This is a genomic window from Trichococcus sp., from assembly GCF_049684335.1.
GTDB lineage: Bacteria > Bacillota > Bacilli > Lactobacillales > Aerococcaceae > Trichococcus.
Genome location: NZ_JBAVFV010000061.1, coordinates 149,393 through 163,810, shown reverse-complemented (window position 1 = coordinate 163,810; position 14,418 = coordinate 149,393). Strand labels below are relative to the sequence as shown.

Here is a 14,418-nt window from a genome sequence, read left to right as displayed (position 1 = left end):
CAACAAAAAAGTCGGTGCCTCAATCGTTTTTGATTGAGGCACCGACTTTTATCTGAAGAAAAGAGCGGAATCTCCGGTGAAGAGAACAAATAGAATTCACTCGGAAAGGTGGCGTTTTGCCCCTGTCAAATCGCGGATTGACTGAGCCTCCTGCACGTATTCCAAGACACCCAGATAGGTGCCGTCATCATCACGAAGAGCGCAATAATTCACGATGATAAACTTTCCGCCTTCCTCATACCACATGATTTCCTGGCTTTTTTTTCCGGATTTCAGCTCCGAGACCAGTTGTTTCATGAGTGCGACGCTTTTTGGCGGATGGCAGTTTTCGGCGTCTCTTCCCAGTGCGGATTTCGTGCGCATGAAAATTTTCTCTTCCGGCCCGTCATTGTAATACTTCACGATCCCATCCGCATCGATGAAGGTGAGCTCCAATGGCAATCGGTTCAACATCTTTTCCAGTTCTTTCACCGTAAGGTAGCCGGTTCCGAAGGCGATGTTGCCTTCCGGAATGGAACCCATTGCTTCTCCTGTTTCAAAATCGGCGCGTTCGGGCAGCCATTGCGATTCTGGGTGGACGATGCAATAGCCGATTTCATCCGATTCAGCCGCAATCTTCAGCCAATCGTCTTCAGTGAAGGAGTCGGATACCATCGGCAACAGGATGTCTTCCTCCTTAATGAACATTTCCTTCATTTCCTGCTGAAGCGTTTCGAAAGTCACTTTGAGGGGGGCCAGCTGTCCTTCTTCCAACAACCGTCTCATTTTCTTGTACTGTCCCCGAATCTCGTCGTCCACGCCCCACATCACTTTTGGCGGAGCGGTCATGCCGTAGCGCTCCATGATCGGGAAAATAGCGTATTCTTTGCGCGCGTAATGCTTGTCAAAGCCCCAGAGGATATCCAGTTGCTTCAGCAGCCCGGTTTTCAGATCGGGGTCCGGCTCAGTGAGATAGCTTTCCAAGAGGCGCGCAATCCGGTCGAGCGTCGATTCGATGGCCACATTTTCTTCCTTCAGCACCCGGATTGGATGCCCCGGGTTCTCGCTATCCGGAGAGGGTGCTAGTCCATATGTCACTGCATCAGCAAACAAATCGGCATGGATTGAGCAGAGACGCTGAATCTCTTCGACAGCAAGCCCTTGTTCGATCAATCTCCGTTCCATCATCGAAATTTCCAGAGCGCTGACCGTCGCGAAATGTTCCTTGAATTCCTTCTTGATTTGCTCGTAGTCATCACCTGCATGAAGGCGAAGAATCAGGTCCTTCAAAATTGCTTGGCGTTGCTCCAATACTTCTTCGCGGGTACTTTTTTTGATGTCTTCTTCCATTGTGATCCCCTCGCTTGCTTTCATTCATCCCGAAGCAGAATGCATTTGAACTGGGCGGCAAAAAACAATGTGAATATTCAAAGGCTTCATTGCACTTGTCACTCTTATTTTAGAGCGATAACTGTTAGAGGACAAACGATACGGTCACAAAGGGGAAAATATTTTTAAATGACAGATTGAAAAACAGCGGTACATTTTTGATAATGGTCAACACAGGCGTATAATGAAGACGAACAAGCAATCTGTCCATATTTCCCATGGAGAATGCAAGTGAAAAGTTTCTTTTTTATCCTCCCGGCCATCCCTATCCTCAGCGAAGCATAAAACACTGCATGGTTTTTGAAAGGAGAACATCAATAATGGCTACTTTTGAAAAGACTATCTTCATCAACGCACCAGTCGAAAAAGTCTATGAGTACACAATCAATCCTGAAAATTGGTCACACTTCTACAATGGTCTTTCCGAAGCGGAAAGCGTCCACGGAAAAGGGGAAGTCGGCACGATCGTAAAATCGAGCTATTCCATGATGGGCATGCATTTTCCAGTCACCATCGAAGTAACTGAAAGCCAGCTTACTGCTGATGGCGCAATCTGGAAAGGGAACATCACCGGAAGTTTTCCAACCAAGCAAACCAGCCGCTACATCGCCAAAGATGGAGGAACGGAGCTGACGTTCGATATCGACAGCGTTCCGCCTGAAACTCTGTTCACCAAAATCCTCGATAAACTCGTAACGGACAAAATGGAAGAAAACTCGACCCAGCATACATTGGAAAACATAAAAGCCATCTGCGAATCAGCACAATAAAAAAGAAGAACATACCATCTCCAATAAATCAAACCCGAAAACTGTACATTCTTTTTTTCGAATGTTCAATTTTCGGGTTATTATTATTGGGAGGAAATACAAGTCCGGCGTGCTATAATATCCCATATTGTCCTATGAGGTTTGCAGTAGGGTAACGGTTTTAGAAGGAGCAAACGGAATCATAATCGGAAAGGGAGTACAAAATAGATGAATTATTGCATAGAATGCGGAACAGAACTGGAAGCGAAACATCTGGAGAACGAAGGGAATATCCCATATTGCAACAGTTGTGAGGGATATCGATTCCCTGTATTCAACACAGCTGTAAGCATGGTCATCTTGAACAAGGAACAAGATAAAATTTTGTTGATCAAACAGTACGGCGGGGCGGATTTTATTCTCTGTGCGGGATACGTCAATAAAGGCGAAGATGCGGAACAGGCAGCGGCTCGTGAAATCGCCGAAGAGCTTGGGCTGCAAACGGTTGGATTGCGCTACAACAAAAGTGAATATTTTGAAAAAAACAACACATTGATGCTGAATTTTTCCTGCATCGTCGCGGACGAGCGTCTTGATGGTATGACGGATGAAGTGGATCAGGCGGAATGGTTCTCCATCGAAGCTGCGCAAGCCAACATCAAAAAAGGCAGTTTGGCTCAGCGCTTCCTGGAAAACTATTTGGAAAAAAGCCACGGGCTATAGCAAGCTACTGCTTTGAAGGATTCCTAAGCAGTATAGTTCAAGAATTAATTTGGTGTAAACAAAAAAAGTTTCGGTTTTGACGTTCAAAACCGAAACTTTTTTGTTGTCTAGGTAAGCCTAAACTTGATGAAACCTGTAAGTGTGCCAAGCAAGGTTTTAGGCTTATCAGATTGAAAAATTATTCAGTGACTTTTTCAGCTGCTTCGGTTGGGGCTACTTCCTCTGCAACCTCTTCGGCTACTGGAGCAGAAAGGACAACAACTGCTTTTTCTAGGTCGGTAAGGACTGAAATGTCGGCATCGACTTTGATATCGGCAACTGTTAAAGTATCACCGATGGTCATTTCATTAACAGCGATTTGGAATTCGGTAGGGACATTGCTAGCTTCCGTTTCGATTTCCAATTCGTTCAATGTTTGGGTCAAGACACCTTCTTTGACGTTTTCACTACCAACCAAGTGAATCGGAACAGTCATCGTCAATTTTTGACCTTTTGTGATTACTTGCAATTCGACGTTTTGGATTTCGTTCTTCAGGGCAGCCTGTTGGATGTCCTTAAGGATGACTTGCATCGTTTTTCCGCCGGATATGCTGACTTCAAAAATCGCATTTTTACCTAATTGCTTGAGCACTTCGTCAAAATCTTTTGCATCAAGTAATACTGGAGTTGCTTCAACATCTTTACCATAGATGACTGCAGTCAGTTTCTTGTCCAATCGTGCACGCTTTGCTGCAGATGAGCCAACTTTTTCGCGTTTCTCTACTTGTAATTTCATATGTTTTCCTCCTGGAAGTATACCTGTACTGGCTTGGATTTGAGCTGGCTATAAAAAATATAACGTCAGCAAATAGATAGTACCTCTATAGCATACCGCATCTCAGGTCAGATAGCTAACGATAAGCCTGATACTGTCTCTTGTTTCAAGCTTTTACAGCAAGGATTTACCCTGATAAATCCTTGCTGTATAGCGAAAGCTTGGGTTCCGGAAAAAAATTCCGAACAATCAAGCTTTTGTAGTTTTTTTGGTTTATTGTGCATACAGGTAAGTCATCACGGATGAACCGATTGCCTCGAATACTGGGGTGGCGTCATCGGTCGCGTTTTGCCAACTATCCGTCAAAACGGCTACGATATAATTCTGACCATCCATTGTCAGGATGCCGGCATCGTGGGATACGTCATCCAACAAGCCAGTTTTATGCGCAAAGGTCACATCCGAGCTAAGGCCAGTGTTAAGTGCATAGACGAGCTGCTGATCGCTCAAGAGTCCCAGAAAGTATTCGGTGCTGGATTCTGAAAGCAATTCGCCATCCAACAAGCGTTCCAGTAATAAAGCGACTTCGGCTGGCGTTGTTTCCAGGTCGCCGTTGTAATAGATGCCATCGGATTCCAGATAGGGGTTAAAACTCGTGGAAACGAATCCCTGATCATGGATGAAGGTTTCGATGTTGTCCCATCCAATCAGATAGGCGAGTTCCTTGGCAGTTTCGTTGTCTGAAACGGTGATGGTGCTGGTCAGGTAATCATCTATGGTTGCACCGTCAGCCATTTGGTCTTCCAATGAGAGCGCGCCGGCATCAACTTGCGTGAGGATGGCATACGTCAAAAACAGTTTATAGAGGCTTGCGCTGGTGAAGACGCGGGACGTATTGGTTGTGATGGCTTCACCGGTCTGCTCATTGATGAGGACAAATCCAAGCTGGTGAGGGTAGGCAGTATTCAGTTCATTCAAATCCGCCGCCAATTCTTCTCCGGCTGTCGTCATGATCGTGCTGCTCTGGAGAAGCGCATTTGCTTCAGCCACAATGTTTTCATCCGCTTCCTGCATTTCATCAACCGCGTACGCGACATCCGTCGTCAAGGTTTGGGCTGAAGCGGAACTTTCCCCTTCCTGAGAATTTGCCAAATCCCACAACAGGAGCGTGACGCAGCCCGCAAGGAACAAGGTAGATAATAAAAGCGCATATTTTTTCTTTAGTTTTTTTCTTTTTTTCATTTCAGTTACCTCTTCTGGAGCTAATTTTTGCCAATGACCGAAAAGAGGGTATGGTTAGTCTCTTTTCTGGGTTGATCGGCTAGGAAAGATATTTTGTTGCTGTGTGTTTATTTCACGGAGGCGCCGGAAACGGGCATTGAGTTGCCACCCATACCGCCCATTTGTCCGCCGCTTGCTTCAGTTGTGGCGCTGACATCAACGGTGGATGAACCGCCGCTGAAGGACGTATCTTCGTAGATACCGGTAGTGGATTCACCGGAAACTGTTCCGCCAGTTGTGATTGTGTATGCAGAGCCGTTGACTAGGTCAGGACTGGAGAATACAAGCGACTGAGCCGTTGTGGAAGCCTCAAAGGTCAAGATCACTTCTCCGTCCGGTCCGGTGATTTGGATGGCTTCATCCGCAGCTAATGGGATAGAGGATGTGAACAGGAAGCTTTGTGCGGATGTCGAAGATGGGCTCATCGCCATTCCGGAACTGCCGACCCCAATCAGGGTACCACCGTTCATGTTGAAGGTACTATCGTAATCCAATGTACCGTTCATGCTGTCGGTCGGGCCATTGACGATTACGGTGCCATCGTTCATCTCAATGCTGCCATTGCTGTCGAGTCCATCGCCGCTCGCGTTTACTACTAGTGATCCGCCGTTGATGGTCAAGAGACCCGCACCTTCTGCAGTGGATGTGAAGGTGTTTTCGCCAGGGCGTCCGCTGACGGCTGACGCATCGTTTCCGCCGGCTGTGTTTACACCGTCATCCGTTGATGTCAAAGTGATGTCTCCACGATTCAGCGTGATTTCGGTAGCTTCGATGCCTTCATAACTTTGATTGATATTAATGGTTCCATCATCGATTGTCAAGGTGTTTTCGGCATGGATACCATCATCCCCAGAAGCAATCGCGAAGTCTCCGCCTGTGATCTGGATTGTGTCATTGGTATGGAGGGAGTCATCGGATGTGTCCAAGACGAAGGTGCCACCGGAAATCACTAATGATCCTGTCGCTTTCAAACCTTTGGCGCTGGTTGTTTCTTCAGTGGTAGATGTGGCTGCTTCTTCAGCAGGTGTTACCCAGGTTCCCCAAGATTCACTCGCAGTACTGCTGTTCGCGCTACCGCCGCCGGTTGTGATTGTAAAGTCGCCACCAAGGATCTGCAGATCGGTTGCGGCTTGGATGCCGTCCGAAGCTGCAGTGATTGCGAAGGTGCCTGATTCGATCGTCAAAGTTCCTTTGCCTTCTTCTTCCTCGTTAGTTGATTGTAGTCCGTCGCCGCCCGCATCAATTGTGAAAGTACCGGAACTGATGAAGAGCGAATCGCTTCCTTTGATTGCGTCGCCTACAGAAGTGATCTCATAAGTTCCCTCTGCGATGGTCACATCATCTTTACCTTTAATGGCATGGGCATAATTGGCATCGACTACCAACGTTCCCGTTCCATTCAGGATGAGGTCGGATTTGCTGAATAGGGTCGCATCGGGCTCGTCTTCACTGTCTTCGAAGGAATAGGTTTCTCCATCGCTTAAAGTATTGGTCGTTCCTTCAGCCAAAGTGATGGTCGCGGAGTTGGCGCTTTTCACGTAGATGGCGGCTCCGGTGGAATTCGTGATGGTAGTCCCGTCGAGAACGATCTGGACATCGGCTTCATCGACTGTTTCGACACGGACTTGGCCTTCGCTCAGGGTTCCGCTAAGGATATAAGTACCTGGTTGCGTGATGGTCAGGATGGAACCTTCAGCAGCAGCTCCAGACCCGTCGACTGTAATCGTTTGATCGGAAAAACGGATTGCTGTGCTGTTTTTTTCTGAATAACTGGAGTCTGACGCAAGGGTGGATGCAACTGTGGCCTCAGTGGTCGAGACGGCGCTGGATGCTGTAGTGGTGCTCGCTTCAGTCGAACAAGCGGTCAATAAGGCTAGCGCACCTGACAGTGCGAGCATTTGAGTTAGCGGTTTATTCTTTAGGTTTATTATAGTACTTTTCATGGGTTAAATCTCCTATTCTAGTGTGTTTTTTAGTTGATTAAGGTTGCGTTTCTCATCCGGATTGGTTGCCGTTGTAGCTGACTAAAGTGGCATTTTTGACGCCCTCGATGGCGCTCAATTCGTTCATGAAGCTTGTTTCGTTGTTTTTGACTTTTACTTCATAGATCAATTCCGGTTGACCGTCCGTGATGCTCTTGGATTTTACGATGACTTTCCCGAAACGGTTTTTGATGATTTCGGTAGCCTGCAATTCTGCATTCTCATTCTCCAGCTGCAGCATCAAAATGTAAGGAGCCGAGGAATCGACCTTTCCTGTCAGAACGAGCAGGATGACAGTTATGAACGCAGATCCGAGAAAAGCCAGAGAATATAAGCCAGCTCCAAGGATGATGCCGACGCTGATCGACCAAAAAAGGAAGACCAGGTCAAGCGGCTCCTTGATGGCGGTACGGAAGCGGACGATGGAAAGGGCACCGACCATCCCCAAGGAGAGGACAACGTTGGATGTCACGGCCAGGATGACGAAAGTGGTCAGGACCGACAATAGGACCAACGATGTGTTGAAGGGTTTCGAATACATGACGCCGGCATAAGTCTTTTTATAGATGAAGAAAATGAATAGGCCGATGAAGAGCGCCGACAGCAGGGAAACTGAAGCCGCCGTGATGGAAAAGTCGGCTGTTTGCTCCAAAAAACTATTTTTAATGATATCTGTAAATGTTGTCATTTCAATATTCCTCCTGGATATTTTCTTATATTTGATTTAAATGTCTTCCAATTACGTATTTTGAATGCGAAGTACTGTTGGTTTCTTCTATCTGCACCAGACTTTGGATCCATCCAGGCAGGTAATTGTCGAATTTGACTTCCAGTACGCAGTCGATCCCGGGCTCCCTTATGCCGATCCGGCCGTCATGGAAGAAAGAGGATACTTTCGTGCTGGCGTGCATATCAAAATCCAGTGTGATGCGCGTGTTCCCGGGTCCATAGGCGAAAGCTTCCCGTTCGTAAGTGATGATCACTTTCGGTTCCATGCATTGGCTTTTGCACTTGGCGTAAAATTCCTGCAGCAAAGGATGGCTGGCATCAGCAAGGCAATCATATTTTTTTTGGATAAGCTGGTCGGCCATTTCTTTCGTGATGCAGGCGCTCTGTTTGTAACCGACTGCTCCGACTTTGACTTTTTTTTCTAGGCGGATAAATGAGACGTCATTGTTGTAATAACGGATCCGGAATTTTTCGCGATAGCTGCGGCCATCCTCTTTGTCCCAATAAGCATCATCATAAATCGTGTCAAAATAGAGACTCCTGATGCTGTAACTGTTGCCTACTGAATTCTCGTCATGTTTCAGGACCTTTCTCAGCCGACTTGTGAGGATGACTTTGTTCTTTTGGGAAATTTCGTGTTTGAATTCGTTTCGGTAGCATATTTCGCTCATAATGCTCGACCTCATTTCTTGTTTCTCTTGATATCCTTATTCTATGCCGATTTGGGAAACAATTCTCCGTAAACAGGGCAGAGAGTTGTTGCAAAAATGGAGCAAATTGAGCGGAAAGATACGTAAAGTTGAAATAGTGCCGAATCCAACTGCAAAAAAGACCGAAACGCTGGCCTATGGGGGCGAGCAGCGTTTCGGTCCATGTTTTATTTATTTGAAGTGTTTTGTTGTGGCAGGACAATCGTGAAAGTTGTTCCTTTTGTGGAGGACATGACTTCTATGCGTCCGCCGTAGGTCTGAATAATCGATTGGACGATGGAGAGTCCGATGCCGTGCACGCCTTTATTTCCTTTGTAGAAGCGATCGAAAATATGCGGCAGGTCCGTCTTGGAAATCGGTTCGCCATCGTTGTAGAGGGTGATCATGATCCGGTTGTCTATCTCCTTGCAGCCCAGTCGGATGATGCCTTTTGCGTAACGCAGGGCGTTAGAGATGAGATTCTGGAAGGCGCGTTCAAAATCCCGCTCATCGTAATGGAACAGGACAGGATCCTTCTGGAAGTCGAACAGCACCTGCAGATTTTTTTGATTGCTGACGCTGGCGTAGCGTTCAGCTGTGTAGGACAATGTCTCACGGATGTCATTTGTGCTGGTCAATCGATCTGAAGAGCGCGTTTCCAGTCGCGACAGGTAGAGGATATCCTCCACGAGCGTGCCCAGTTTATCGGTCTCGTTCTTGATCGCGATGGCGCCCTTTTTGTCATCGATGATGCCGACTTCGATGCCCTCCGCGTTGGTCTTGATGATCTGCAGCGGTGTCCGCAGTTCATGGGAAGCGTTCTGGAAGAACGTACGCTGATTGGCGTCATATAGCTTGAGTTTTTTTGTGGTCTCGTTCATGGTCGTCTTCAGTTCATGGAGCTCCAGATCGACGAACTCCTCATCGATCGTCTGATAGTTTCCTTCACCGATTTCATTTGCGAACAAGGCTAGCGTCTGCAACGGTTTCGTGATCCTTGAAACGAGCAGATAGGTGATGGTGGCTATGGTCACCAACCCGATAAGCATGATGATCAAAAGGATCTGATTCAGGTTCTGCTCGAAGACGAACAAATCGGACATATTCAGGAAGAATACCGCATAGGTCCCTTCCTCCTCGATGTTGGGAGCGATGGAATAATAGTAGAGATTATCCTCCAATTCCAAATTCCCATCGGCTGTCAATGACAACGTGATGTCGGAACTTTCCAGTCCGGAAACGAAATTCGCCAAAGCATCATCATCACTGAATCCCGTGTCCTGAATCTGTGGGAACAGTATTTCGAAATCTTCGGAAATGATCGTCTTTTGGACGCTGGATGCGAAGGCTGTATGCGGTTCAGGATTTTTTTCCCGGGGCTCATCCACAATAGTCCCATCCGATGCAGCGGGTTCCGGGTCCAATCTTTTGTCCCCATCGAAGGGGCGCTCGATGTAATTTTGTCTCGCTTCGGCAAGCAGGGAGTCCGCTGTCGTTTCGATGTATTGGGTGAAGAAAAAATTGAACACCAAGTAGATGAAGGCAAAGACAGCCGCCAACAGCAATGTGACGGTCGTCAGAAGCCGGATCTTCATACTTTTTTTCGCTGTCTTCATCCTTCAGACGACTCCTTCACGGTGAAACCGAATCCCCAAACGGTCTCGATCTCGACTGTGGAGCCGGCCAGTTTTTTGCGCAGCCGTCTGACTGTATCGTCGCAGGCACGTGTCTCGATGTCCTTACCGTAGCCCCAGATAGAATCCAAAAGCTCGTCCCTTGAAACGGCACGATTTTTGTTTTCGATGAGATAAACGAACACATTGTATTCATTTGGAGTCAGGTTGAGGGAAGTACCATTTTGTTTAACGGACATGGCGGCCAAATCAATCTCGATATCACCGATTCGGAGCGTCGCTTCTTCCTGGCGGGAAGGCATGCGTTCCTGATCCATCTTGATGCGGCGCAACATCGCTTTTACGCGCATATTCAGGGCGATGGCACTGAACGGTTTTGTGAAATAGTCATCACTGCCCAAGTTGATGCCAGTCGCATAATCCATATCGCTGTCTTTTGCAGTCAGGATGATGATCGGCACCGAACTGATGTCACGGATTTTTTTAGTGATCTCGAATCCGCTTGATCCCGGCATCATCACATCCAGGATGACCAAGTCCGGTTGTTTGGTCAGAAAATCTTCGTAGAGCAGGTCGCCATTGGGAAAGTCGGAGACCACATAGCCCTCGCTCTCCAGAAATGTCTTCACGGTCAAACGGATGCCATCCTCATCTTCCGCAATATATATTTCTTCATTCATAATTAAATCCACCCCATTCTTGTATCCAGTATAACCGATTTTCATTGGGAAGATTACGAAAAACTGCGGCAATCCTGCAGAAATTGCAATGGGCAAAGACTATTTGAAAGCTCTTTTGAAATTAGATGGCACATCGCTCGGACAAACTGGTAAAATAGCATATAGTCCTTCGAGAAGTCGGGCTGTGAATTTTTGATTTTTGGAGGAATAAACAAATGACCCTTACCCATAGAAACGCAACTTTAGACGATGTGGAAGATATCGTCGCCATCTACAACCAGACGATCCCTAGCCGAATGGTGACGGCCGATCTGGAACCGGTGACCGTCAAACAAAAAATGGGCTGGTTCCTGGACCATTCGCCGAGCTACAGACCAATCTGGGTTTTTGAAGAGGATGGTAAAATCTGTGCTTGGGTGAGCTTTCAGGCTTTCCATGAGCGCGCTGCCTACGACAAGACCGCGGAATTGAGCATCTATATCCATGAAGACTACCGCGGGAAAAAAATGGGCACGCAAATCATGGAAACGGTATTGGCGGCCTGCGACGAGTTGGATATCACCAATCTGGTCTGCCTTATCTTCGGCCACAATACACCAAGTATCGGGTTGATGAAAAAATTTGGCTTCGAACAATGGGGATATTTACCGAGAGTGGCCGAGCTCGACGGCATCGAACGCGATCTCGTCTATTTGGGCAAAAGGGTGCGCGACTGACCTTAGGATTGGCAGCTGTGGGGATGATGCTCCGTTGCCGATTCCGTTTTGCAGGTACAGAAACACGCGTCAGTTATCTATCGTAAGCGACTATGTTGAGGGTCGCTTATGATAAGTCTGTTAACATATTGTTAACATTGCGTTATTTTTATTGCAACCTTCATCCATCCAGTATAATTAATAAGTAAGTTTTAGAAATTATTTTATAAAGGATGGATGAAGCATGTGGTTTTTATTTGCGATAGTTTCCGTTTTGGCCTGGGGCACAGCGGATTTGTTTTATAAAAAGGGAAGTGACCCGAAAGATAAATACAGTTATCTGAAGATCGTCATCATGGTTGGTGCGGTCATGGGGATCCATGCGGTCTATGTCATGCTGACTTCGGGCGTGGTCTACGACCCGAGCAACATGATCGCCTATCTGCCGGTATCGGCGTTGTACATTTTATCAATGGCGGTCGGGTATGCCGGCCTGCGTTTTCTGGAATTGTCGATATCTTCACCCGTACAGAACTCGTCAGGGGCGATATCGGGCTTGCTGACTTTCATTTTCTTGGGCCAATCTATGACCGGCCTCCAGTTTTTTGCGGTAGGGCTGATCACGATTGGCGTCATTCTGCTGTCGGTGTTCGAGCAACGGTTTGCCGAGGCGGAACGGAAAGAGAACAAGGAAATGGTCGACCGTAAGTATAAATACGGTGCGGTTGCTTTGTTGTTCCCGCTAGGATATGCATTGATCGATTCCCTTGGGACATTCGCGGATGCGTGGGTCTTCGACAGAGGGATGGACGAAATGCAGGCGAACATTTCCTATGAATTGACTTGGCTTATCGTTGCCGTTATTACGTGGGTTTATCTTGTTTGGATCAAGAAGGAAACCTTCGCTTTGCGCGATCAGAAAGACCGTGGTTTGGCGGCCATCTTCGAAACCTTGGGGCAGTTCTTCTATGTCTTTGCGATCAGCGCGAATGCAGTCATCGTTGCGCCGCTGATTTCTTCCTATAGTATGGTATCCGTCATCCTTTCGCGCATCTTCCTGAAGGAAAAACTGACTGCAAAACAATACGCAGTCATCGCGATGATCATGGTAGGGATCTTCATCTTGGGATTCGAGTAAACCTATCAAAGGGCTGATTAAGGGCGACGCTAACATTGCTGTATATGCAAACGAAGAACACTTTTCCTCACCAAAATGAGGGAGGTGTTCTTCGTTTGTGTATGCGCCCTATTTGTCGGCTATGACGGATTAAGCTGTTAGAGCTGTTAGGCTCCTCCAGACTGTTTTTTTTACAGAAAAAAATTTTGGTAATCATTGCGAAAAAACTTAATAATTCAGCTGAAATACCGACAATGATATCGTAGGACTATGCGAAATCATTAAAACGGAGGTAAAATTCAATGGGTGTCGTAATTGCATTGGTGGTAAGCTTTGGCGCGTTAATTATAGGTTTTTTAGGAGAAGGCGGACACATTGGTGCATTGATATCATGGACACCTGCCCTGATTGTTTTTGGCGGTACGATAGGAAGTTCCATGCTCGCTTTTCCGATTAGCGATCTTAAAAAAATAGGGCGTATTATGAAATCCGGATTATTGTATGAGCACGGGGATTTAAATCAACTGGTAGCCTATTTTTATGAACTATCGGTCAAAAGTAAGAAAGACGGCCTATTGAGTTTAGAATCGGAAGTATCACTGAATCCGAATGCCGATCCTTTTTTGAAAAAAGGGATTCAATCGCTGGTTGACGGAGAATCATATGAATCGATAAGCGATTCGCTTGGCAATGAAATCGACCGCATAGAAGAAAGGCATAAAATTGGGGCCGCGATTTTTAATTCTGCAGGTGGGACAGCGCCTACAATGGGGATTGTGGGTACTGTTTTGGGACTGGTACATGTACTTGAAGGATTGGCTGAAGCAGATATGTCAAGTTTAGGGAAAAGCATTGCATCGGCTTTCCTTGCAACATTATACGGATTAGCAAGTGCAAACCTTATTTTTCTGCCGATGGGTAACCGATTGAAAATAAATAATCAAAAAGAGCTCTTAGAAAAAGAATTAATATTGGAAGGCATTTTATTATTAGAAAAAAGGGTGAGCCCTAAAACTATTCAAGAAAAATTATTGGGTTTTCTGAATGGCGATGAAAAAGACCAGAAAAGCGGCTCAAATGCGGCTGTTGCTAAAGAAGTGGTGAGCGCCACATGAGCAGGCGCAAGAAGAAAGAGGAAGAACACGACAACAGCGAAAGATGGCTTCTTTCTTACGCAGACTTTATCACTTTATTAATGATTTTTTTTGTTGTCATGTATGCGATGAGCAGGATGGATCAAGGCGATTCTACAAAGGTGAAGCATTCCATCAGCGCTGAGTTCGGCGCGATATTTGAAGACAATGGCGGAGAAAAACCAGTCGAAATAGGAATTGAAGCATCATCGGGGCACCAAGCGGTGCAGGAGGATTCGCCGACAGGAAAAAGTCAAGAAGGCGCTCCTTTATCTGAATTCGAAAAAGAGGAGCAGGTCAAGGAACTGATTGATGCATACATAACCGAAAATTCATTATCGGATGATATCACAACCTCGATTGAAACAAGAGGATTGGTCGTAAGTTTTAATGGTTCGATGTTCTTTGAAAGCGGCGAAGCAGAGATTAAAACAGAACAGATCCCCAGTCTCGTGGAAGTAGCTAAATTACTGAATCAACCTTTCTTGCAAGAGAGTTATATAAGGGTGGAAGGCTATACAGATAACGTACCCATGAAGAATGAAGAATATGATTCGAACTGGGATCTATCGGTAATGCGCGCAAGTAATGTTGCAAAAGCAATCATCGATCAATCCGGTATTGATCCGACAAAAGTGTCTGCAGTTGGATATGGCGAATATCGTCCAACAGGAGATAACAATACTTCCGAAGGCCGCGCCCAGAATAGAAGGGTGGACATACTAATTCTGAATTCGGAGTTCAACGATACGGAGATATGATTGAACGAACGCGTGGGAACACTCAACGCGTGGCGATTTTTTGAAGTTGAATTCGCGGAAAAAGCGGCCGGTTGGTCGCTTTTTTGCGTTGTGTCGGTACCTGTGGCCGGATGGGCAATCAAG

14 protein-coding genes are annotated in these 14,418 nt (G+C 46.4%); 6 read left to right on the top strand and 8 right to left on the bottom strand.

All coding sequences use genetic code 11. The features are described from left to right. Positions 1–96: 96 nt before the first annotated feature. Positions 97–1,329, bottom strand: coding sequence for a DUF438 domain-containing protein (locus tag WBM30_RS11600; protein WP_424900861.1), 1,233 nt, complete (start codon positions 1,327–1,329; stop codon positions 97–99). Positions 1,330–1,688: 359 nt separating this feature from the next. On the opposite strand from WBM30_RS11600, the gene WBM30_RS11595 reads away from it, so the two are divergent. Then, positions 1,689–2,138 carry an SRPBCC family protein gene (locus WBM30_RS11595; RefSeq protein ID WP_424900860.1) on the top strand — a complete coding sequence of 150 codons (450 nt, stop codon included), beginning with the start codon at positions 1,689–1,691 and terminating at the stop codon, positions 2,136–2,138. Between the two features lie 207 nt (positions 2,139–2,345). Further along, positions 2,346–2,840 (top strand): NAD(+) diphosphatase, encoded by a 495-nt coding sequence (locus WBM30_RS11590; RefSeq protein WP_424900859.1) that lies wholly within the window; start codon positions 2,346–2,348, stop codon positions 2,838–2,840. 178 nt (positions 2,841–3,018) lie between these two features. On the opposite strand, the gene WBM30_RS11585 is transcribed toward WBM30_RS11590, so the two are convergent. From WBM30_RS11585 to WBM30_RS11555, 7 genes are all read right to left on the bottom strand, one after another. Next, on the bottom strand, positions 3,019–3,615 hold the full coding sequence (locus tag WBM30_RS11585; protein ID WP_424900858.1) for a 50S ribosomal protein L25: 597 nt from the start codon (positions 3,613–3,615) through the stop codon (positions 3,019–3,021). Positions 3,616–3,867: 252 nt separating this feature from the next. After that, complete coding sequence (locus WBM30_RS11580; protein ID WP_424900857.1) at positions 3,868–4,836, bottom strand: serine hydrolase; 969 nt, start codon at positions 4,834–4,836, stop codon at positions 3,868–3,870. Positions 4,837–4,943: 107 nt separating this feature from the next. Continuing rightward, complete coding sequence (locus tag WBM30_RS11575; protein ID WP_424900856.1) at positions 4,944–6,818, bottom strand: carbohydrate-binding domain-containing protein; 1,875 nt, start codon at positions 6,816–6,818, stop codon at positions 4,944–4,946. Between the two features lie 52 nt (positions 6,819–6,870). Next, positions 6,871–7,545, bottom strand: a complete 675-nt coding sequence (locus WBM30_RS11570; protein ID WP_424900855.1) for a DUF4956 domain-containing protein — start codon at positions 7,543–7,545, stop codon at positions 6,871–6,873. Positions 7,546–7,570: 25 nt separating this feature from the next. Then, positions 7,571–8,257 (bottom strand): polyphosphate polymerase domain-containing protein, encoded by a 687-nt coding sequence (locus tag WBM30_RS11565; protein ID WP_424900854.1) that lies wholly within the window; start codon positions 8,255–8,257, stop codon positions 7,571–7,573. Between the two features lie 206 nt (positions 8,258–8,463). Further along, entirely contained in the window at positions 8,464–9,891 is a 1,428-nt protein-coding gene (locus WBM30_RS11560) for a sensor histidine kinase (protein ID WP_424900853.1), read from the bottom strand. Further along, positions 9,888–10,589: a response regulator transcription factor gene (locus tag WBM30_RS11555; RefSeq protein WP_424900852.1), complete on the bottom strand. Its 702-nt coding sequence runs from the start codon at positions 10,587–10,589 to the stop codon at positions 9,888–9,890. The genes WBM30_RS11560 and WBM30_RS11555 overlap by 4 nt, the downstream gene beginning before the upstream one ends. A 215-nt stretch (positions 10,590–10,804) precedes the next feature. Between WBM30_RS11555 and WBM30_RS11550 the strand changes: the two genes are divergently transcribed. The 4 genes from WBM30_RS11550 (at position 10,805) to WBM30_RS11535 (ending at position 14,295) form a co-directional block, all read left to right on the top strand. Beyond that, a complete protein-coding gene (locus tag WBM30_RS11550; protein WP_424900851.1) occupies positions 10,805–11,305 on the top strand; it encodes an N-acetyltransferase family protein in 501 nt (166 codons plus the stop codon). Positions 11,306–11,528: 223 nt separating this feature from the next. Next, positions 11,529–12,422 carry an EamA family transporter gene (locus WBM30_RS11545; protein ID WP_424900850.1) on the top strand — a complete coding sequence of 298 codons (894 nt, stop codon included), beginning with the start codon at positions 11,529–11,531 and terminating at the stop codon, positions 12,420–12,422. Positions 12,423–12,703: 281 nt separating this feature from the next. Then, positions 12,704–13,516, top strand: a complete 813-nt coding sequence (locus WBM30_RS11540) for a motility protein A (protein WP_424900849.1) — start codon at positions 12,704–12,706, stop codon at positions 13,514–13,516. Then, entirely contained in the window at positions 13,513–14,295 is a 783-nt protein-coding gene (locus WBM30_RS11535; protein WP_424900848.1) for an OmpA family protein, read from the top strand. Before WBM30_RS11540 ends, WBM30_RS11535 begins: the two co-directional genes overlap by 4 nt. Positions 14,296–14,418: the final 123 nt, after the last annotated feature.